Genomic DNA, 18,592 nt, shown 5'->3' on the forward strand with positions numbered 1-18,592 from the left:
GCGCCTTGGCCCGACCGGCCGCTTCATGTCCGGACCCCGCGGAATCGCCTCCGCGGGTCCGCCCGGGCGATTAGCTCAGTCGGTAGAGCATCGGTTTTACACACCGAGTGTCGGCGGTTCGAGCCCGTCATCGCCCACCAGTTTCCGGCCGCCGCGGCTAGGCGAATCCCTCGATCCGGCCGCTGCGAAAATCCCGCCCCGCCCGCTGGCAATTCAAGTTGACAGCCCCCGGTGGAGTGGGTATCTCAAGCGCCTCGCCGCGATGAGCGGCCAGATGCGCGGGTGTAGCTCAGTTGGTTAGAGCGCCGGCCTGTCACGCCGGAGGCCGCGGGTTCAAGTCCCGTCACTCGCGCCACTTCCTGTTTTCCGGTCTCGCTCCGGGTTTCGGCGCTCCGCCGAAGGCCCCGTGATCGTTGCCGGCACCCTGCGCGGGTGTAGCTCAGTTGGTTAGAGCGCCGGCCTGTCACGCCGGAGGCCGCGGGTTCAAGTCCCGTCACTCGCGCCACTTCCCCCAAATCATCGATATTCGGCCGTGGCGCTTGGAGCGTCCGGTTCAGCCGATTCTCGCCAGCGCCGGAAACGTCTGGAGGAACCAGACGGAGATATCGGTCATCCGGCCTGACATCATGACGATGCCCATGGCCACCATGACGGCGCCGGCACCGCGCTGGAGATGCCGCCCGAGCCTGCGCGTGGACCTCAGCCTGACGAACGCCTGATCCGCGAACAGGGCGCTCAGCAGGAATGGAACGCCGAGGCCGAGCGAGTAGAGGCCGAGCAGGGCAATGCCGTTCGCGACGGTGGCGGCCGAGGCACTGACCATCAGAATGGCGCCCAGCACCGGGCCGATGCAGGGCGTCCAGCCGAAGGCGAAGGCCAGACCGAGGACATAGGCGGCGATCGGATGGCCGCCGCGCAGATCGGCATGGGCCCGAAGATCCCGCTGGAGCCAGCCGAGCGGCAGCAGGCCGACCATGAGCAGCCCGAACAGGATGACAAGCGCCCCGCCGATCAGATTCGCCTCGTACCGGTAGGAAAGCAGGAGCTGCCCCAAAGCCGTGGCGCTGGCGCCGAGCAGGATGAACACCGTTGAGAAGCCGAGGACGAAGAACGTCCCCAGGCCCAAAACGGCGAGCCGGGCAGCCACATCGACTCGCCGGTCGTCGCCGTGCAGGGACTGGCCGGCGACATAAGAGAGATAGCCCGGCACCAGCGGCAGCACGCAGGGCGACAGGAACGAGACGACGCCGGCCGCGAAGGCGGTCATGAGGCCGATGCCGGAGAGCTCGAGCATGATCGTCAGAACCAGCCGCGCAGCCGATCCCAGAAGGACGGCTCCGGCTCGGGGTGGAGGTCGTTCACCAGCGCGTCGACATAGACGACGAGGTTGACCGGATCGAAGCCAAGCCCGTGGAAGTTGGCGCGAAAGTTGCCGCCGCGGTCGATCACATGGGTGACGACGCCGTGGATCTCGACCCCGCCCTCGATCTCCCGGAACTGGTGGCCGAAGCGCTTCACCAGGCTGCGCGTCTCCTCCGGGCGGGCGGGACCGCTGGTCAGGAAGACCCAGTTCACCGGGTCGAGATTGTGGGCCCGGCCGTAGTCCTTCATCACTTCGGGCGTATCGCGGACCGGGTCGGTGGTGATGGTGACGAACTGAACCCGGTCGCGCATCGGCGTCTCGTCCACCTTCTCCTGGATCCGGGCGATCAGGTCGGCATGCAGCGGGCACTCGTCGGTGCAACTGGCATAGATGAAGTGCAGCACCACGACCTTGCCCTTGAAGTCCGCCAGGGAGACGGGGCGGCCGTCGGCGTCCTGCAGCGTGAACTCCGGCGCCGGACGGCCCGGCTTCGGCTCGAAGTACTTCTCCTGCTCCCGGATGCGCTGCTCGACATTGTGCAGGGAATGGGCCAGCGCGACCGCGGGGATCGCGGCACCCAGTAGGAGGCCCAGCAGCGCCGTCAGGGCACGCATCGCCAAGATCATCGCCACAGATCCATTCGCTCGACGAGAAGGCGGGCCGGGACCCCGAGGGCCCCGACCCGATCGCAAGGGTTCAGCCGCCCTGCTTCTGCGGCGCTGTGCCCGGCTCCTGAGGTTGCGCCTTGGACTGCATCATCTTGTTGCAGTTCTCCATCATCTCGCTCATCTGGGTCATCATCTTCATCATAGGCATCATTCCGTCGCCCTGCTGACCCATCATGCCGTCCATGGGCTGGTCGGGCGCCGCGGGCGGCTGCGCCGGGGGTTTCTGCTCCTGGGCGAAGACGGTGCCGGTCAGCCCGGCGGCAAGGGCGGTGACGGCAAGCAAGGTGCTGAAGCGGTTACGCATGATCTTTCCTCCTCGGTTGGCCTGTCGTGGGGTGGTGGTCGAAAGCTCCGTCATGGTCTTCTCTCCTCAGTTGCTGGAAACGTGCCGGCCCATGCCCTCCCGGATCAGCGCCTTGATCTCGGGGCTGTCCCATTCGGCCGGGCCGGTCGCACGGCCGATCTCCCGGCCTTCACCGTTGATCAGCAGCGTGGTCGGGATGCCGGCCACATGGAGGGCGCGGGTGGAGGCGCTGGGCGGATCGAGATAGACGGCGAGATGCGTCAGCCCGATCTCGCCGAAGAAGGCGCGGACGGGGGCCAAGCCGCCGCGGTCGATCGATAGCGCGACCACCTGGAAATCCGAGCCGCCCATCTCCGCCTGCAGCCGGTCGAGCGACGGCATCTCCTCGCGGCATGGCGCGCACCAGGTGGCCCAGATGTTGAGCAGCACGGTGCGGCCCCTGAAGCCGTCGAGGCTAAGCGGGGCGCCACCGGCATCGGTGAAGCCGAAGACCGGCACGAGGAGCGGCCGGTCGTGCAGGACCAGGTGGGAGACCGGCGCCGTCGGTGCCTGGCTCGGCGACCGGTCGCCGGATCGGCTGGCGATCAGCGCGATGCCGGCGATCGCACCGGCGACGAGCCAGAGCGACAGGACCAGGCGCCGGCGCGGCAGGAAGGTGCCCATCGCCGCACCGTCACTCCTCGACATAGACCGTTGGCGCCGCGCCGTCCTTGGTCACGGCATAGATGGTGAACGGCCCGGTCTTCTCTCCGACCATGCCGGGCGAGCCCATCGGCATGCCGGGCAGGGTGATGCCGGCGATCTTCGGCCGCTCCGACAACAGCTTGCGGATCACGCCGACCGGAATGTGACCGTCGACGACATAGCCGTCGACGAACATGGTGTGGCAGCCCTGCATCTCGACGGGGACGCCTGCCTCCGCGCTGATCTGGGCCAGGTCGTTCGACGGCTTGACGTCGACGGTGAGGCCGCTGTCGCGGAGATAGGCGGCGTAGCCCTCGCAGCAGCTGCATTGCGGGCTCTTGTACAGGGTCGCCGCGATCGGATCGGCCAGGGCCGGCAGCGGCAGGGCCAGGGCAGCGAGGATGGCGGCGATACGGGACATACGGTTCATCTCGATTCTCCTGTTCGGCGAAAGCGTGGTTCAGGCGACGCGCAGCACGGTCATCAGGCCGGCCATCTGGTGGTCCATGACGTGGCAGTGCAGCATCCAGTCGCCGGGGGTGTCGGCGACGAAGGCGCATTCGACCGTGTCCTTCGGCGCGAAGAGCACGGTGTCGCTCCATGGCCGATGCGGGACCGACACGCCGTTGCGGCTCAGCATCCGGAAGCTGAAGCCGTGGATGTGCATCGGGTGCCACCAGGCGGTCCGGTTGCGGATGGTCAGCACGCAGGTCCGGCCGCGCCGGAGGGTGAACAGCGGCGGCATGCCGGCGTTGCCGTCGCCGGTCATCGACGAGCCGTTGATAGTCCAGGCCGCGCCACCTCCCATGCCGTGCATGCCGCCCATCCCCATCATGGTGCCGCCGCCCATCATCCCGCCCTCGAGTGTCAGCTCATGGCACTCGGCGGTGGCGAGATCGGGCTTGGGTAGAGGATTCGGCGGCAGGCGCAGCGGCGTGTCGGGTGGCTGGGCGCGGAGGGGTGGTCCCGATTCGTAGGCGAGCGTCGTCAGCGGATAGGACAGCCCGTCGTAGAAGTCGTCGATCACCCGATAGCGCTTCCCGGCCTCGCCCTGCATGTCGACCACGATGTCGAGCCGCATGGCCGGGCCGAGCAGCAGGCGCCCGCCCTCGGGTTCGTGCGGATCGCAGGGCTGGCCGTCGACCGCGACCACGACCGGGTGGTGGCCCTCGAAGCGCAGCGCCATGATGCGGGCGACCGCGGCGTTGACCAGGCGCAGTCGGACGCGCTCGCCGGCCCGCACGGGCTGACCGGTCGGGATCGTGCCGTTCAGCGTCACCAGGTTGCCGACACGGCCGGCCATCGCCGCCTCCATGCCGTTGCCGAAGCCGGCGGCGATCCGCCCGTCCCGTGTCAGCCTCCAGTCGGCGAGCATCCAGACCAGGTCGCGGTCGACCGGAACCGGCTCGGCCTCCTCGACGATCAGGACGCCGGCCAGGCCGCGCCCGAGCTGCTCCAGGCTGTGGGCATGCGGGTGATACCAGAAGGTGCCGGCATCGGGCGGCGCGAAGGCGTAGGTGAAGCGCTCGCCGGGGCGGATCGGCGCTTGGGTCAGGCCGGGCACGCCGTCCATGGCGTTGGGCAGCCGGATGCCATGCCAATGCACGGTGGTGTCCTGGTCGAGCCGGTTCTCGACCACAACCTGCAGCGCCTCGCCCTGCCGGATCCGGATCTGCGGGCCGGGCACGTGCCCGTCATAACCCCAGATCGCGGTCTCGGCCGCATCGTCGCCGAGCAGGGCGGCGCGCCCCGGTGCCGCGCTCAGGGTGGTGGCCTTCGGCTCGGCCGGGGTGGCGCGGGCTCGGGGGAGCCATGGCGACAGGGCGGCCGCGCCGCCTCCGAGCAGGACGGCACGCCGGCTCAAGGCCGGCAGAACTGGAAGGGAATGGGTCACGTCCGTCGATCCCGTCGACGACGCCCATCGGCCACGGGCGGAGGCCCGTCTGACCAAAGGCGTCAGGGAGCGGCCCGCCCGAAGGCGGGTCGCGACTCAGGCGCGGACGGTGGGTCTGGGCGGGAAGGGATCGGGGGCGGTGACTCGGCCGGGCCGGTTCTGCACGGGCCCTGGATCATGCGCGACACGGCCATGGTCGACGGGCTGCGCGACCTGGGCGGAAAGCGCCGGAACGGGCGCGCAGGCGATGGCGCAGGGTGCGCCCGCCGCCGCCTTGAGCGGCGTGCCGGTCGCGTCGCCGCAGGGTGGCATCGAGCCGTCGTGATCCATCGCCGCATGGGCCGGCGCGCAGCCGGCCATGGGCGCCCCCAGGCTCGCCTGCAGCGGCAGGGCGAGCGCGAAGACCAGAAGGGCCAGAAGCCCGACCAGCCGGCGCAGGGGGGGCGATCTCATGCCCATTAACATAGAGGCCGCTGCTCGCCGCGGCAAACGGCCCAGTGTGACGCAGGCGGCGAGCGCGGGCGGAAGCGGTTCTCGCACCCGTTCCGGAGTCGGCCCGGCGTCGCCCGTGAAGCCGCAAGATCTCAGCAAAATCATGAAGTTGAGAAGCATTCGCATCTACGAAATGTGGCGGAAATTCGCTTCTCTCGTCCGACATGCGGGCCTATAAAGGCCGCGCCGGAAGGGCGGCCGGGATGGACGGCCTTCTCGACGAAGAAAGAGATATGGGGTGGAGCGCCTGCCGATCGCGATCGCGCAGGCTCCACGTGTGACGGGTGAACGATGACGACCTCTCTAGTGTCGGAGTACTTTCCGATCCTCGTCTTCCTGGCGATCGCCATCGTGATAGCCGGCGCCGCGGTCGGCGCGTCCCTCGTCGTCGGGAAGCAGAATCCGGACAGCGAGAAGCTCTCGGCCTATGAGTGCGGCTTCGACGCCTTCGCCGATGCGCGCTCCAAGTTCGACGTCCGGTTCTATCTGGTCTCGATCCTGTTCATCATCTTCGACCTGGAAGTGGCCTTCCTGTTCCCCTGGGCGGTGGCGCTCAAGGACATCGGGATGTTCGGCTTCTGGTCGATGATGGTGTTCCTCGGCGTCCTGACCGTCGGCTTCATCTACGAGTGGAAGAAGGGAGCGCTGGAATGGGAGTGAGCGCGACGCAGCCGAGCAGCCCCGTGGGCGTCGGCACTCCGATCCCGCCGGGCGCCGGACAGGACGCGGTGATCCGCGCCGCCAATGCCGAGATCCAGGACCGCGGCTTCCTGCTGACCCGGTTCGACTCGCTGATCGACTGGGCGCGCACCGGGTCGCTGTGGCCGATGACCTTCGGCCTGGCCTGCTGCGCGGTGGAGATGATCCACGCCTACATGCCGCGCTACGACCTGGACCGACTCGGGGTCATCCCGCGGCCCAGCCCGCGCCAGTCCGACGTCATGATCGTCGCCGGCACCCTGACCAACAAGATGGCCCCGGCCCTGCGCAAGGTCTACGACCAGATGCCGGAGCCGCGCTGGGTCATCTCCATGGGCTCCTGCGCCAATGGCGGCGGCTACTACCATTACTCCTACTCGGTGGTGCGCGGCTGCGACCGCGTCGTTCCGGTCGACATCTATGTCCCGGGCTGCCCGCCGACGGCCGAGGCCCTGGTCTACGGCATCATGCAGCTGCAGAAGAAGATCCGGCGCGGCAACCGGATCATCCGCTGAGGGATCGGAAAGCAAGGAATGGCATCGATCCAGGAACTGACCGAACTCGGCACGGCCCTCGCGGCGGCGCTGGGCGGGGACGTGCTCGATCACGCGGTGTCGCCGACGGCCGAGCTGACCCTGACCGTGCGGCGCGAGTCGATCGTCCGGGTGCTGACCCATCTGCGCGACGCGCCCGACACCCTGTTCGAGCAGCTGACCGACATCTGCGGCGCCGACTACCCGACCCGGCCGGAGCGGCTGGAGGTCGTCTACCACCTGCTCAGCTTCCGGCATAACCGCCGGATCCGGATCAAGGTGACGACCGACGAGGACACGCCGGTGCCGTCCGCTGCCGGCACCTTCCCGGCCGCGACCTGGTTCGAGCGCGAGGCCTGGGACCTGTACGGCATCTTCTTCGCCGACAATCCGGACCTGCGCCGCATCCTCACCGATTACGGCTTCGAAGGGCATCCGCTGCGCAAGGACTTCCCGCTGACCGGCTATGTCGAGGTCCGCTACGACACCGAGCAGAAGCGGGTGATCTACGAACCGGTCAAGCTGACCCAGGATTTCCGCACCTTCGACTTCCTCAGCCCGTGGGAGGGCATGACACGGCAGGGTCCGGTGCTGCCGGGCGACGAGAAGGCGGCGCTGAACGAGCCGAAGGCGTAAGCATCATGGTCGAGACCCAGATCAAGCCCTACACCATGAATTTCGGGCCGCAGCACCCGGCGGCGCACGGCGTGCTGCGCCTGGTGCTGGAGCTGGACGGCGAGGTGGTGGAGCGGGCCGATCCGCATATCGGGCTGCTGCATCGCGGCACCGAGAAGCTGATCGAATACAAGACCTACATGCAGGCGACGCCGTATTTCGATCGCCTGGACTACGTCGCCCCGATGAACCAGGAGCACGCCTTCGCCCTGGCGGTGGAGCGGCTGCTGGCCATCACCGTGCCGGAGCGCGGCCAGTACATCCGCGTGCTGTTCTCCGAGATCGGGCGCGTCCTCAACCATCTGCTCAACATCACGACCTATGCCCTTGATGTCGGGGCTGTTACCCCGTCGCTGTGGGGCTTCGAGGAGCGCGAGCTCCTGATGGAGTTCTACGAGCGGGTCTCGGGCGCGCGGCTGCACGCCAACTACTTCCGGCCAGGCGGCGTCACCCAGGACATGCCGGCCGGTCTGGCCGACGACATCTGGGCCTATACCGAGCGCTTCCCGAAATTCGTCGACGATCTCGAGAACCTGCTGACCGAGAACCGGATCTTCAAGCAGCGCCTGGTCGACATCGGCGTGGTGACGGCGGAGCAGGCCAAGGCCTGGGGTTTCACCGGCGTCATGCTGCGGGCCTCGAACGTGTCCTGGGACCTGCGCAAGTCGCAGCCCTACGAGGTCTATGACAAGCTCGACTTCGACATCCCGGTCGGCCTGACCGGCGACTGCTACGCCCGCTACCTGCTGCGGGTCGAGGAGATGCGCCAGTCCAACCGCATCATCCGGCAGTGCCTGGAGCAGATGCCGAAGGACGGCCCGGTGAAGACCACCGACCGCAAGGTGTCGCCGCCGCCCCGGGCCGAGATGAAGCGCTCGATGGAAGCGCTGATCCATCACTTCAAGCTCTACACCGAGGGCTACCACGTCCCGGCCGGCGAGACCTACGCCGCGGTCGAGGCGCCGAAGGGCGAGTTCGGCGTCTATTTGGTTTCGGACGGCAGCAACCGGCCGTACCGCTGCCGCATCCGTGCCCCGGGCTTCGCCCATCTGCAGGGGCTCGATTTCATGAGCCGGGGGCACATGCTGGCCGATGCGGTCGCGATCATCGGCAGCCAGGACATCGTGTTCGGGGAGATCGACCGATGACGGCCGCAGGGATTGCGCCGGAGGCGGACCAGCCGAAGGACTTCGCCTTCACGCCCGAGAATCTCGAGCGGGCGAAGAAGATCATCGCCAAATACCCCGAGGGCAAGCAGCAGAGCGCGGTGATCCCGTTGCTCGACATCGCCCAGCGCCAGCATCACAACTGGATCCCGCGGGTGGCGATGGACTATGTCGCCGACCTGCTGGAGATGCCGCGGATCCGGGTGTACGAGGTCGCCAGCTTCTACACCATGTTCAACAAGGCGCCGGTCGGCCGCCACTTCTTCCAGGTCTGCACCACCACCCCGTGCTGGCTGCGCGGCTCGGGCGAGGTGATGAAGGCCCTGCAGGACCGGGCCGGCTGCGGCAATCACGAGACCAGCGAGGACGGCCTGTTCTCGGTGCTCGAGGTCGAGTGCCTGGGCGCCTGCGTCAACGCCCCGATGGTCCAGATCAACGACGATTTCTACGAGGATCTGGACTACGACAAGACCGTCGCGCTGATCGACGCGCTGAAGGCCGGTCAGCAGACCGTGCCGGGCCCGCAGAATGGCCGCACCAACTCCGAGGCCCTGTCCGGCGCGACCACGCTGCTGAACATGCGGCCAGGCCACCGCCCGGCGGTCCCGGCCTCGGCCACTGCGCCGGATCAGGGAGACAAGTGATGCTGCGCGACGAAGACCGCATCTTCACCAATCTCTACGGCTGGGATGACTGGGGCCTGGACGGCGCCCGCCGCCGCGGCATCTGGAGCGACACCAAGGCGCTGGTCGATCTCGGCCGCGACAAGATCATCGAGGAGGTCAAGACCTCCGGGCTGCGCGGCCGCGGCGGCGCCGGCTTCCCGACCGGCATGAAGTGGTCCTTCATGCCGAAGGAGAGCAAGGACGGGCGCCCGAGCTACCTCGTCATCAACGCCGATGAGTCCGAGCCGGGCACCTGCAAGGACCGCGAGATCCTGCGCTTCGACCCGCACCGGCTGATCGAGGGTGCGCTGCTGGCCTCCTTCGCCATGGGGGCGCATGCCTGCTACATCTACATCCGGGGCGAGTTCTACGGCGAAGCCTCGAACATGCAGGTCGCGATCGACCAGGCCTATGACGCCGGCCTGCTCGGCAAGAACGCGGCCGGCACGGGCTGGGACTTCGACCTGTACCTGCACCGCGGCGCCGGCGCCTATATCTGCGGCGAGGAGACGGCGCTGCTGGAGAGCCTGGAGGGCAAGAAGGGCCAGCCGCGCAACAAGCCGCCATTCCCGGCCGGCGCCGGCCTCTATGGCTGCCCGACCACGGTCAACAATGTCGAGACCATCGCCGTCGTCGGCGAGATCCTGCGCCGCGGCGGCGCCTGGTTCGCCGGCATCGGCCGGCCGAAGAACCAGGGCACCAAGCTGTTCTGCATCTCCGGCCATGTGAACCAGCCCTGCAATGTCGAGGAAGAGCTCGGCATCCCGATGCGGGAGCTGATCGAGCGCCATGCCGGCGGCGTCCGCGGCGGCTGGGACAACCTGAAGGCGGTGATCCCCGGCGGCTCATCGGCCCCGATCCTGCCGAAGGATGTCTGCGACACCGTCCTGATGGATTTCGACGCGCTGCGCGAGGTCAAGTCGGCGCTCGGCACCGCCGGGCTGATCGTCATGGACAAGTCGACCGACGTGATCTACGCGGTCGCCCGCCTGTCGCGCTTCTACATGCATGAGAGCTGCGGCCAGTGCACGCCGTGCCGCGAGGGCACCGGCTGGATGTACCGGGTGATGCAGCGCATGGTCACCGGCAATGCGCGGTCGGACGAGATCGACATGCTGCTGCAGGTGACCAAGCAGATCGACGGCCGCAGCATCTGCGCCCTCGGCGACGCGGCCGCCTGGCCGGTCCAGGCGCTGATCCGGCATTTCCGCGACGAGATGGAGGAGCGGATCCGCGATCATCGCGACCGCGCCCATCGCCGCGAAGCTGCGGAATAGGAAGGCACCGATGCCCAAGCTGACGATTGACGGGGTCGAAATCGAAGTCGAGCCGGGCACGTCGGTGCTGCAGGCCTGCGAGCGCCTCGGCATCGAGGTGCCGCGCTTCTGCTTCCACGACAAGCTCTCGGTGCCGGCGAACTGCCGGATGTGCCTGGTCGAGATGGAGAAGGCGCCGAAGCCGATCGCGTCCTGCGCGATGCCGGCCGGCGATGGCATGGTGATCCGGACGAACACCGATGTCGTGCGCGACGCGCGGCGCGGCATCATGGAGTTCCTGCTGATCAACCATCCGCTCGACTGCCCGATCTGCGACCAGGGCGGCGAGTGCGACCTGCAGGACCAGGCCGTGGCCTACGGCTTCGACCGCGGCCGCTACACCGAAGGCAAGCGGGCGGTCACCGACAAGTATCTCGGGCCGCTGATCGAGACCTTCATGACCCGGTGCATCCAGTGCACCCGCTGCATCCGCTTCATCGACGAGATCGCCGGCGTGCCGGTGCTCGGCGGCGTGAATCGCGGCGAGCACATGGAGATCACCACCTATGTCGAGCAGGCGATCGCGTCCGAGCTGTCGGGCAACCTGGTCGATGTCTGCCCGGTCGGGGCGCTGACCTCCAAGCCCTATGCCTTCAGCGCCCGGCCGTGGGAGCTGCGCAAGACCGAGAGCATCGACGTGCTCGACGCCATCGGCTCGAACATCCGCATCGACGCCCGCGGCGGCGAGGTGATGCGGGTGCTGCCGCGGCTGAACGAGGACGTCAACGAGGAGTGGATCAGCGACAAGACCCGCTACGCGATCGACGGGCTGAAGCGCCGCCGCATCGACCGGCCCTATGTCCGGCGTGACGGCAGGCTGCAGCCGGCCAGCTGGGCCGAGGCCTTCCAGGCCATCGCGGAGAAGGCCAAGGGGCTGGACGGCCAGCGCATGGCGGCGATCGCCGGCGACACCGTCGACGCCGAGGCCATGGTCGCGCTGAAGGACCTGATGGCGTCCTTCGGCTCGCCGAACCTCGACTGCCGCCAGGACGGGGCGAAGCTGCCGGCCGGGCCGCGCGGCGCCTATCTGTTCAACAGCGGCATCGCCGGGATCGAGCAGGCCGACGCCATCCTGCTGGTCGGCACCAACCCGCGCTCCGAGGCGGCGATCGTCAACGCCCGCATCCGCAAGCGCTGGCTGAAGAACGGCCTGACCGTCGGCGTGGTCGGCCCGGATGCCGACCTGACCTACCGCACCCGCCATCTCGGCGCCGGGCCGGAGACGCTGGCGGCGATCGCCGACGGCAGCGACGGCTTCGCCGAGGTGCTGCGCAACGCCAAGGCGCCGCTCCTGATCGTGGGGCAGGGGGCCCTGGCCCGCGAGGACGGCGCCCAGGTGCTGGCCGCCTGCCGCCGGATCGCCGAGACCTATGGCCTGGTCCGCGACGGCTGGAACGGCTTCAACGTGCTGCACACCGCGGCGGCGCGGGTCGGCGGCCTCGATCTCGGCTTCGTGCCGGGCCCGGGCGGCCGCGACGTCGCCGGCATCCTCGACGGCGCCCAGAAGGGCGAGATCGACTTCGTCTGGCTGCTCGCGGCCGACGAGATCGACGCCGGCCGCCTCGGCAAGGCCTTCGTGGTCTATCAGGGCCATCACGGCGACCGCGGCGCCCATCGCGCCGACGTGATCCTGCCGGGCGCCGCCTACACCGAGAAGAACGCGACCTACGTCAACACCGAAGGCCGCGTGCAGCAGGCCCGCATGGCGGTGTTCCCGCCGGGCGAGGCGCGCGAGGACTGGAAGATCCTGCGCGCCGCCAGCGAGGCCATGGGCCGCAAGCTGCCTTATGACAGCCTGCGCGAGGTGCGCCAGCGCCTGGTCGCGGTGAACCCGGTCTTCGGGGCGCCGGACACTCAAGGCGCGGGCGAGTGGGGGGCCTTCGGCGCCGAGGGCGCGATGGGCTCCGCGCCCTTCGTCTCGGCGGTCGAGAACTTCTACATGACGGACCCGATCACCCGCGCCTCGGAGACGATGGCGCAGTGCATCGACGAGATCGTGGGCCAGCACAAAGCGGCGGCGGAGTAACGCGGCGATGGACTTCTGGAGCGGATACGCCTGGCCGACGGTTCTCGTCGTCCTTCAGATCATCGCGATCATCCTGCCGCTGATCATCGCGGTGGCCTACCTGACGCTCGCCGAGCGCAAGGTCATGGCGGCGATGCAGCTGCGCCAGGGCCCGATGGTGGTCGGCCCCTTCGGCCTGCTGCAGCCGATCGCCGACGGCCTCAAGCTCCTGAGCAAGGAGACGATCATCCCGTCCGGCGCCAACCGGATGCTGTTCATCCTGGCGCCGATGATCACCTTCTTCCTCAGCCTCGTGGCCTGGGCGGTGATCCCGTTCGACGACGGCTGGGTGCTGGCCGACATCAATGTCGGCGTCTTGTACCTGTTCGCGATCTCCTCGCTCGGCGTCTACGGCATCATCATCGCCGGCTGGTCGTCGAACTCGAAATACGCCTTCCTCGGCGGCCTGCGCTCCGCGGCGCAGATGGTGTCCTACGAAGTCTCGATCGGCTTCGTCATCATCACCGTGCTGCTGTGCGTCGGCTCGCTTAACATCTCCGACATCGTCAAGGCGCAGCAGACCATCTGGTTCGCGATCCCGCTGTTCCCGATGTTCGTGATCTTCTTCATCTCGGCGCTGGCCGAGACCAACCGGGCGCCGTTCGACCTGCCCGAGGGCGAATCCGAGATCACCGGCGGCTTCATGGTCGAGTACTCGTCCATGACCTACGCGCTGTTCTTCCTCGGTGAATACGCCAACATGATCCTGATGAGCGGGATGACCACGATCCTGTTCCTCGGCGGATGGCTGCCGCCCTTCGGCATCGCGCCGTTCACCTGGATCCCCGGCGTGATCTGGTTCGTGGCGAAGATCCTGTTCTGCCTGTTCGTCTTCATCTGGGTCCGGGCGACGCTGCCGCGCTTCCGGTACGACCAGCTGATGCGCCTGGGCTGGAAGGTGTTCCTGCCGTTCTCGCTGGCCTGGGTGGTGATCACCGCCGGCGTGCTCACCGCCTTCGGCTGGCTGCCGAACTGAGAGGCCGAGACCATGGCATTCATCGACCGCACCGCCCGCAGCCTGCTGCTCAAGGAAATCCTGGGTGGCCTGGCGCTGACCTTCAGCTACATGTTCAAGCAGAAGGCGACGCTGAACTACCCGTTCGAGAAGGGCCCGCTGAGCCCGCGCTTCCGCGGCGAGCATGCGCTGCGCCGCTATCCCAGCGGCGAGGAGCGCTGCATCGCCTGCAAGCTGTGCGAGGCGATCTGCCCGGCCCAGGCCATCACCATCGAGGCCGAGCCGCGCGCCGACGGCAGCCGCCGCACGACGCGCTACGACATCGACATGACCAAGTGCATCTATTGCGGCCTGTGCCAGGAGGCCTGCCCGGTGGATGCGATCGTCGAGGGGCCGAACTTCGAGTTCGCCACCGAGACGCGCGAGGAGCTTTTCTACAACAAGGAGAAGCTGCTGCAGAACGGGGATCGCTGGGAAGCGCAGCTGGCCGCGAACATCGCGATCGACGCGCCGTACCGGTGAGGCAACAGAATATCGTGAAGGAAGAAATACTGTCATTGCCGTCCTCGGACTTGATCCGAGGATCAACCCGGCAATCCAGAGGATCTCGACAGCTTCTGGATGCCCGGGTCAAGCCCGGGCATGACAGATGGGGGGACAGCGCCTCCCTGCCGCCAACGACCCTGACCGCAGGGAGCACCGTGAGATGACCATCCAGGCCTTGGCCTTTTATCTTTTCGCCCTGATCACCGTGGGCTCCGCCGTGGCCGTCATCTCGGCCCGCAACTCGGTGCATTCGGTGCTGTTCCTGATCCTCGCCTTCTTCAACGCGGCGGCGCTGTTCGTGCTGATCGGGGCGGAGTTCCTGGCGATGATCCTGGTCGTCGTCTATGTCGGCGCGGTCGCGGTGCTGTTCCTGTTCGTCGTGATGATGCTGGACATCAACTTCGCCGAGCTCAGGGCCGGCTTCCTGCGCTACCTGCCGATCGGTGCGCTGATCGGCGTGGTGCTGCTGGTCGAGCTGTTCCTGCTCTACGGCTCGGTCGGCGGCCCGTCGATCCTGGCCGCGGGGGCGGCGAAGGCGGGCCCGACCAACACGGCCGCGCTCGGCCGGCTGATCTACACGCAATACGCCTTTCCGTTCCAGGCCGCGGGCCTCGTCCTCCTGGTCGCGATGATCGGGGCGATCGTGCTGACCCTGCGCCACCGCGCCGGCGTCCGCCGCCAGGTGATCTCGAAGCAGCTCGCGCGCCGGCGCGAGGAGGTGATGGTGATCAAGAAGATCGGCACCGGGGAAGGGGCCTGACGCCATGTGGACGATCGGAATCGGGCACTATCTCGGTCTCGCGGCGATCCTGTTCACGCTCGGCATCTTCGGCGTGTTCCTGAACCGCAAGAACGTCATCGTCATCCTGATGTCGGTCGAGCTGATGCTGCTCGCCGTCAACATCAACCTCGTCGCCTTCTCGGTCGCGCTCGGCGATCTGGTGGGGCAGGTGTTCGCGCTGTTCGTGCTGACCGTCGCCGCCGCCGAGGCGGCGATCGGCCTCGCGATCCTCGTCGTCTACTTCCGGAACCGCGGCTCGATCGCGGTCGAGGACATCAACATGATGAAGGGCTGAGGCGCCCCCGATGGACATCGCCGCAATCTTCCTGCCGCTGGCCGGCTTCCTGATCGCAGGACTGTTCGGCCGCCTCATCGGCGACCGCGCCTCGATGGCCGTGACGACGCTCGCCGTCTGTGTCGCCTGCGTCATCTCCTGGTGGTTGTTCTTCGACGTCGCCATCGACGGCAACGTCCGCACCCATTCGCTGCTGCTGTGGATCAGCAGCGGCACCTTCGTCGCCGACTGGGCGTTGAAGTTCGACACGCTGACCGTCGTGATGCTGATCGTGGTGAACACCGTCTCCGCGATGGTGCACATCTACTCGATCGGCTACATGTCGCACGACCATTCCAAGCCGCGCTTCTTCGCCTATCTCAGCCTGTTCACCTTCGCCATGCTGATGCTGGTGACGGCGGACAACCTGGTCCAGCTGTTCTTCGGCTGGGAAGGCGTCGGCCTCGCCTCCTACCTGCTGATCGGCTTCTGGCACGAGAAGGAGAGCGCCCGGGCCGCCGCGGTGAAGGCGTTCCTGGTCAACCGCGTCGGCGACTTCGGCTTCGCGCTGGGCATCTTCGCCGTCTACAAGATCTTCGGCACGGTGCGGTACGAGGAGATCTTCGCCGCCGCGCCGAGCCTGGTCGATGCCCGGATCAACTTCCTCGGCATGGACCTGCCGGCCCTGACCACCGCCTGCCTGCTGCTGTTCGTCGGCGCCATGGGCAAGTCGGCCCAGCTCGGCCTGCACACCTGGCTGCCGGACGCGATGGAAGGCCCGACCCCGGTCTCGGCCCTGATCCATGCCGCCACCATGGTCACCGCCGGCGTGTTCATGCTGGCGCGCATGTCGCCCTTGTTCGAATACGCCCCCGACGCGCTGGCCGTGGTCTGCGTCATCGGCGCGCTGACCGCCTTCGTCGCCGCGACGATCGGCCTGACCCAGTTCGACATCAAGCGGGTCATCGCCTATTCGACCATGAGCCAGCTCGGCTACATGTTCTTCGCCATCGGCGTCTCGGCCTACCAGGCGGCGATCTTCCACCTGCTGACGCACGCCTTCTTCAAGGCGCTGCTGTTCCTCGGCGCCGGCTCGGTGATCCACGCCATGGGCGGCGAGCAGGACATGCGCAAGATGGGCGGCGTCTGGAAGCTGATCCCCTGGACCTACGCCCTGATGTGGATCGGCAGCCTGGCGCTGGCCGGCATCGGCATCCCCGGCGTGTTCGGCTTCGCCGGCTTCTACTCGAAGGACATGATCCTCGAGGCGTCCTGGGCCGCCCACACCAATGTCGGCGCCTTCGCCTACTGGCTCGGCATCCTGGCGGCGGTGATGACCGCCTTCTACAGCGGCCGCCTGCTGTTCCTGACCTTCCACGGCAAGCCGCGCGCCGACCACCACACCATGGACCATGTCCATGAATCCCCGCCGGTGATGCTGGTGCCGCTCTTGATCCTCGGCACCGGCGCGGTGCTGGCCGGCCTGATCGGCTACGACGTCTTCGTCGGCGAGGGGCGCGAACACTTCTGGCGCGAGGCGATCCTGGTGCTGCACGGCCAGGACAGCATCGAGGAGGCGCACCACGTCGCCCTCTGGGTCAAGCTGCTGCCCCTGGTCGCGGGCCTGGTCGGGCTCGCCGCCTCCTGGGTCTTCTACATCCAGGCGCCGGGACTGCCGGGCGCGGTGGTGCGGGCGTTCAAGCCGATCCACCAGCTGTTCTTCCGCAAGTGGTACTTCGACGAGATCTACGACGCCCTCTTCGTCAAGCCGGCCTTCGTCCTCGGCCGCGCCCTCTGGAAGGGCGGCGACGGGGCGATCATCGACCGGCTGGGGCCGGACGGCGTCGCGGCCGCCTCGATCGGCATCGCCCGCCGGGCCAGCCGGCTCGAAAGCGGATATGTCTACCACTATGCCTTCGTCATGGTGATCGGCGTGGTCGCGCTGGTCTCCTGGTATGTCTTCGGCGGCCGGATGTGAGAGTGACTCATGGGTAACTGGCCGATCCTCTCGCTCGCCACCTTCCTGCCGCTGGCCGGGGCCGCGCTGATCCTGCTCCTGGCCCGGGGCAGCGACGCCGCCGTGGCCGCCACCTCCCGCTGGGTGGCGCTGTGGACCACGCTCGTCACCTTCGCTCTCTCGATCGCCATCTGGCTCGGCTTCGACCCGACCGCGGTCGGCTTCCAGATGGAAGAGAAGGTGGCCTGGTTCCCGGACCTCAACATCGCCTATCACATGGGCGTGGACGGCATCTCGGTGCTGTTCGTCGTCCTGTCGGCCTTCCTGATGCCGATCTGCATCCTCGCCAGCTGGGAGAGCATCCACAGCCGGGTGAAGGAGTACATGGTCTCGTTCCTGATCCTCGAGACCATGATGATCGGCATGTTCTGCGCGCTCGACTACGTGCTGTTCTACGTCTTCTTCGAAGGCGTGCTGATCCCGATGTTCGTGATCATCGGCATCTGGGGCTCGGGCGAGCGCCGCATCTATGCCGCCTTCAAGCTGTTCCTGTTCACGCTGCTCGGCTCGGTGCTGATGCTGGTGGCGCTCCTGGCCATGTACGTCCAGGCCGGCACCACCGACATCCCGACCCTGCTGGCGACCGACTTCGGCTACGACATGCAGGTCTGGCTGTGGCTGGCCATGTTCGCCTCCTTCGCCGTGAAGGTGCCGATGTGGCCGGTCCACACCTGGCTGCCGGACGCGCATGTCGAGGCGCCGACGGCGGGCTCGGTGATCCTGGCCGGCGTGCTCCTGAAGATGGGCGGATACGGCTTCCTGCGCTTCTCGATCCCGATGCTGCCGGAGGCGACGGCGCTTTTGACGCCGCTGGTCTACGGCCTGTCGATCGTCGCGGTCATCTACACCTCCCTCGTCGCCCTGGCGCAGGAGGACATGAAGAAGATGATCGCCTATTCCTCGATCGCGCATATGGGCTTCGTCACCGCCGGCATGTTCTCGCTGACCCAGCAGGGCGTCGAGGGCTCGATCTTCCAGATGCTCAGCCACGGCGTGGTCTCGTCGGCGCTCTTCCTCTGCGTCGGCGTGGTCTATGACCGGCTGCACACCCGCGAGATCGCGCGCTACGGCGGCCTGGCCACCAACATGCCGAAATACGCCGTGTTCTTCATGATCATGCTGCTCGGCTCGGTGGGCCTGCCGGCCACCTCGGGCTTCGTCGGCGAGTTCATGATCCTGCTCGGCCTGTTCCAGGTGAACTCCTGGGTCGCGACCCTGACCGCGACCGGCCTGGTGCTCGGCGCCACCTACATGCTGCTCTTGTACCGCAAGGTCATCTTCGGCGAGATCACCCGCGAGGATGTGCGGAAGATGACCGACCTGAGCCCGCGCGAGATCGTGCTCTTCGTGCCGCTGGCCCTGGTGGTGCTGTGGATGGGCATCTACCCGTCCAGCTTCCTGAACGTGATGTCGGTCTCGGTCGACCACCTCATCACCCAATACCACGCCGATCTCGGCCGCGCCGGCGCGGTCGCGGTGGCCGTCCGCTGATCCG

Annotated in this window: 20 protein-coding genes and 3 tRNA genes; 16 read left to right on the forward strand and 7 right to left on the reverse strand. The window is 67.7% G+C overall.

Going from position 1 to position 18,592, the window contains the following annotated elements; all coding sequences use genetic code 11:
- The first annotated feature begins 64 nt into the window (after positions 1 to 64).
- The 3 genes from ACFW16_RS05605 to ACFW16_RS05615 all read left to right on the forward strand — a co-directional run bounded on the left by ACFW16_RS05605 (position 65) and on the right by ACFW16_RS05615 (position 505).
- A tRNA-Val gene (locus ACFW16_RS05605) sits at positions 65 to 140 on the forward strand.
- Between the two features lie 138 nt (positions 141 to 278).
- Positions 279 to 355, forward strand: a tRNA-Asp gene (locus tag ACFW16_RS05610).
- Between the two features lie 73 nt (positions 356 to 428).
- Positions 429 to 505: transfer RNA gene (locus ACFW16_RS05615), tRNA-Asp, on the forward strand.
- Between the two features lie 48 nt (positions 506 to 553).
- Here the strand turns inward: ACFW16_RS05615 and ACFW16_RS05620 are convergent.
- The 7 genes from ACFW16_RS05620 to ACFW16_RS05650 all read right to left on the reverse strand — a co-directional run bounded on the left by ACFW16_RS05620 (position 554) and on the right by ACFW16_RS05650 (position 5,366).
- Positions 554 to 1,294, reverse strand: coding sequence for a cytochrome c biogenesis CcdA family protein (locus tag ACFW16_RS05620; protein ID WP_380302683.1), 741 nt, complete (start codon positions 1,292 to 1,294; stop codon positions 554 to 556).
- Between the two features lie 5 nt (positions 1,295 to 1,299).
- Complete coding sequence (locus ACFW16_RS05625) at positions 1,300 to 1,977, reverse strand: SCO family protein (protein ID WP_380302685.1); 678 nt, start codon at positions 1,975 to 1,977, stop codon at positions 1,300 to 1,302.
- An 82-nt stretch (positions 1,978 to 2,059) separates the two neighbouring features.
- Entirely contained in the window at positions 2,060 to 2,389 is a 330-nt protein-coding gene (locus tag ACFW16_RS05630) for a hypothetical protein (RefSeq protein ID WP_380302687.1), read from the reverse strand.
- Between the two features lie 12 nt (positions 2,390 to 2,401).
- The gene (locus ACFW16_RS05635; RefSeq protein ID WP_380302688.1) at positions 2,402 to 2,998 is read right to left on the reverse strand and encodes a TlpA family protein disulfide reductase; all 597 of its coding nucleotides are present in this window, start codon (positions 2,996 to 2,998) and stop codon (positions 2,402 to 2,404) included.
- A 10-nt stretch (positions 2,999 to 3,008) separates the two neighbouring features.
- On the reverse strand, positions 3,009 to 3,449 hold the full coding sequence (locus ACFW16_RS05640; RefSeq protein ID WP_380302690.1) for a DUF411 domain-containing protein: 441 nt from the start codon (positions 3,447 to 3,449) through the stop codon (positions 3,009 to 3,011).
- A gap of 30 nt (positions 3,450 to 3,479) precedes the next feature.
- Positions 3,480 to 4,913 carry a multicopper oxidase family protein gene (locus ACFW16_RS05645; protein ID WP_380302692.1) on the reverse strand — a complete coding sequence of 478 codons (1,434 nt, stop codon included), beginning with the start codon at positions 4,911 to 4,913 and terminating at the stop codon, positions 3,480 to 3,482.
- Between the two features lie 96 nt (positions 4,914 to 5,009).
- Positions 5,010 to 5,366, reverse strand: coding sequence for a hypothetical protein (locus ACFW16_RS05650; RefSeq protein ID WP_380302694.1), 357 nt, complete (start codon positions 5,364 to 5,366; stop codon positions 5,010 to 5,012).
- Positions 5,367 to 5,696: 330 nt separating this feature from the next.
- On the opposite strand from ACFW16_RS05650, the gene ACFW16_RS05655 reads away from it, so the two are divergent.
- The 13 genes from ACFW16_RS05655 to ACFW16_RS05715 all read left to right on the forward strand — a co-directional run bounded on the left by ACFW16_RS05655 (position 5,697) and on the right by ACFW16_RS05715 (position 18,588).
- On the forward strand, positions 5,697 to 6,065 hold the full coding sequence (locus tag ACFW16_RS05655; RefSeq protein ID WP_034832298.1) for an NADH-quinone oxidoreductase subunit A: 369 nt from the start codon (positions 5,697 to 5,699) through the stop codon (positions 6,063 to 6,065).
- A complete protein-coding gene (locus tag ACFW16_RS05660; RefSeq protein ID WP_380302696.1) occupies positions 6,056 to 6,619 on the forward strand; it encodes a NuoB/complex I 20 kDa subunit family protein in 564 nt (187 codons plus the stop codon). The genes ACFW16_RS05655 and ACFW16_RS05660 overlap by 10 nt, the downstream gene beginning before the upstream one ends.
- Before the next feature lie 18 nt (positions 6,620 to 6,637).
- Positions 6,638 to 7,273: an NADH-quinone oxidoreductase subunit C gene (locus ACFW16_RS05665; protein WP_380302698.1), complete on the forward strand. Its 636-nt coding sequence runs from the start codon at positions 6,638 to 6,640 to the stop codon at positions 7,271 to 7,273.
- Positions 7,274 to 7,278: 5 nt separating this feature from the next.
- Complete coding sequence (locus ACFW16_RS05670; RefSeq protein WP_380302700.1) at positions 7,279 to 8,460, forward strand: NADH-quinone oxidoreductase subunit D; 1,182 nt, start codon at positions 7,279 to 7,281, stop codon at positions 8,458 to 8,460.
- Positions 8,457 to 9,122 carry an NADH-quinone oxidoreductase subunit NuoE gene (gene nuoE, locus ACFW16_RS05675; RefSeq protein WP_380302702.1) on the forward strand — a complete coding sequence of 222 codons (666 nt, stop codon included), beginning with the start codon at positions 8,457 to 8,459 and terminating at the stop codon, positions 9,120 to 9,122. Before ACFW16_RS05670 ends, nuoE begins: the two co-directional genes overlap by 4 nt.
- Positions 9,122 to 10,420, forward strand: coding sequence for an NADH-quinone oxidoreductase subunit NuoF (gene nuoF / locus ACFW16_RS05680; RefSeq protein WP_380302704.1), 1,299 nt, complete (start codon positions 9,122 to 9,124; stop codon positions 10,418 to 10,420). Before nuoE ends, nuoF begins: the two co-directional genes overlap by 1 nt.
- A gap of 10 nt (positions 10,421 to 10,430) precedes the next feature.
- The gene (gene nuoG / locus ACFW16_RS05685) at positions 10,431 to 12,485 is read left to right on the forward strand and encodes an NADH-quinone oxidoreductase subunit NuoG (protein ID WP_380302706.1); all 2,055 of its coding nucleotides are present in this window, start codon (positions 10,431 to 10,433) and stop codon (positions 12,483 to 12,485) included.
- A 7-nt stretch (positions 12,486 to 12,492) separates the two neighbouring features.
- A complete protein-coding gene (gene nuoH / locus ACFW16_RS05690) occupies positions 12,493 to 13,500 on the forward strand; it encodes an NADH-quinone oxidoreductase subunit NuoH (RefSeq protein ID WP_380302708.1) in 1,008 nt (335 codons plus the stop codon).
- Positions 13,501 to 13,512: 12 nt separating this feature from the next.
- Positions 13,513 to 14,001, forward strand: a complete 489-nt coding sequence (nuoI, locus tag ACFW16_RS05695) for an NADH-quinone oxidoreductase subunit NuoI (protein ID WP_380302710.1) — start codon at positions 13,513 to 13,515, stop codon at positions 13,999 to 14,001.
- A 184-nt stretch (positions 14,002 to 14,185) separates the two neighbouring features.
- Complete coding sequence (locus tag ACFW16_RS05700; RefSeq protein ID WP_380302712.1) at positions 14,186 to 14,785, forward strand: NADH-quinone oxidoreductase subunit J; 600 nt, start codon at positions 14,186 to 14,188, stop codon at positions 14,783 to 14,785.
- 4 nt (positions 14,786 to 14,789) lie between these two features.
- Positions 14,790 to 15,101, forward strand: a complete 312-nt coding sequence (gene nuoK, locus ACFW16_RS05705) for an NADH-quinone oxidoreductase subunit NuoK (RefSeq protein WP_380302714.1) — start codon at positions 14,790 to 14,792, stop codon at positions 15,099 to 15,101.
- Positions 15,102 to 15,111: 10 nt separating this feature from the next.
- The gene (nuoL, locus tag ACFW16_RS05710) at positions 15,112 to 17,058 is read left to right on the forward strand and encodes an NADH-quinone oxidoreductase subunit L (protein ID WP_380302716.1); all 1,947 of its coding nucleotides are present in this window, start codon (positions 15,112 to 15,114) and stop codon (positions 17,056 to 17,058) included.
- 9 nt (positions 17,059 to 17,067) lie between these two features.
- Positions 17,068 to 18,588 carry an NADH-quinone oxidoreductase subunit M gene (locus tag ACFW16_RS05715; protein ID WP_380302718.1) on the forward strand — a complete coding sequence of 507 codons (1,521 nt, stop codon included), beginning with the start codon at positions 17,068 to 17,070 and terminating at the stop codon, positions 18,586 to 18,588.
- The last annotated feature ends 4 nt before the right edge of the window (positions 18,589 to 18,592 follow it).

It is taken from the genome of Inquilinus sp. NPDC058860 (assembly GCF_042743185.1).
Taxonomy (GTDB): domain Bacteria; phylum Pseudomonadota; class Alphaproteobacteria; order DSM-16000; family Inquilinaceae; genus Inquilinus.

Excerpts from the sequence above, each read along its gene's own strand:
- ACFW16_RS05650 (WP_380302694.1), bottom strand. The coding sequence starts at position 5,366 with ATGAGATCGCCCCCCCTGCGCCGGCTGGTCGGGCTTCTGGCCCTTCTG.
- ACFW16_RS05670 (WP_380302700.1), top strand. The coding sequence starts at position 7,279 with ATGGTCGAGACCCAGATCAAGCCCTACACCATGAATTTCGGGCCGCAG.
- ACFW16_RS05665 (WP_380302698.1), top strand. The coding sequence starts at position 6,638 with ATGGCATCGATCCAGGAACTGACCGAACTCGGCACGGCCCTCGCGGCG.
- nuoG (WP_380302706.1), top strand. The coding sequence starts at position 10,431 with ATGCCCAAGCTGACGATTGACGGGGTCGAAATCGAAGTCGAGCCGGGC.
- ACFW16_RS05655 (WP_034832298.1), top strand. The coding sequence starts at position 5,697 with ATGACGACCTCTCTAGTGTCGGAGTACTTTCCGATCCTCGTCTTCCTG.
- ACFW16_RS05635 (WP_380302688.1), bottom strand. The coding sequence starts at position 2,998 with ATGGGCACCTTCCTGCCGCGCCGGCGCCTGGTCCTGTCGCTCTGGCTC.
- nuoK (WP_380302714.1), top strand. The coding sequence starts at position 14,790 with ATGTGGACGATCGGAATCGGGCACTATCTCGGTCTCGCGGCGATCCTG.
- ACFW16_RS05700 (WP_380302712.1), top strand. The coding sequence starts at position 14,186 with ATGACCATCCAGGCCTTGGCCTTTTATCTTTTCGCCCTGATCACCGTG.
- ACFW16_RS05660 (WP_380302696.1), top strand. The coding sequence starts at position 6,056 with ATGGGAGTGAGCGCGACGCAGCCGAGCAGCCCCGTGGGCGTCGGCACT.
- nuoL (WP_380302716.1), top strand. The coding sequence starts at position 15,112 with ATGGACATCGCCGCAATCTTCCTGCCGCTGGCCGGCTTCCTGATCGCA.
- nuoF (WP_380302704.1), top strand. The coding sequence starts at position 9,122 with ATGCTGCGCGACGAAGACCGCATCTTCACCAATCTCTACGGCTGGGAT.
- ACFW16_RS05630 (WP_380302687.1), bottom strand. The coding sequence starts at position 2,389 with ATGACGGAGCTTTCGACCACCACCCCACGACAGGCCAACCGAGGAGGA.
- nuoH (WP_380302708.1), top strand. The coding sequence starts at position 12,493 with ATGGACTTCTGGAGCGGATACGCCTGGCCGACGGTTCTCGTCGTCCTT.
- nuoE (WP_380302702.1), top strand. The coding sequence starts at position 8,457 with ATGACGGCCGCAGGGATTGCGCCGGAGGCGGACCAGCCGAAGGACTTC.
- ACFW16_RS05625 (WP_380302685.1), bottom strand. The coding sequence starts at position 1,977 with ATGCGTGCCCTGACGGCGCTGCTGGGCCTCCTACTGGGTGCCGCGATC.
- ACFW16_RS05620 (WP_380302683.1), bottom strand. The coding sequence starts at position 1,294 with ATGCTCGAGCTCTCCGGCATCGGCCTCATGACCGCCTTCGCGGCCGGC.
- ACFW16_RS05640 (WP_380302690.1), bottom strand. The coding sequence starts at position 3,449 with ATGAACCGTATGTCCCGTATCGCCGCCATCCTCGCTGCCCTGGCCCTG.
- ACFW16_RS05715 (WP_380302718.1), top strand. The coding sequence starts at position 17,068 with ATGGGTAACTGGCCGATCCTCTCGCTCGCCACCTTCCTGCCGCTGGCC.
- nuoI (WP_380302710.1), top strand. The coding sequence starts at position 13,513 with ATGGCATTCATCGACCGCACCGCCCGCAGCCTGCTGCTCAAGGAAATC.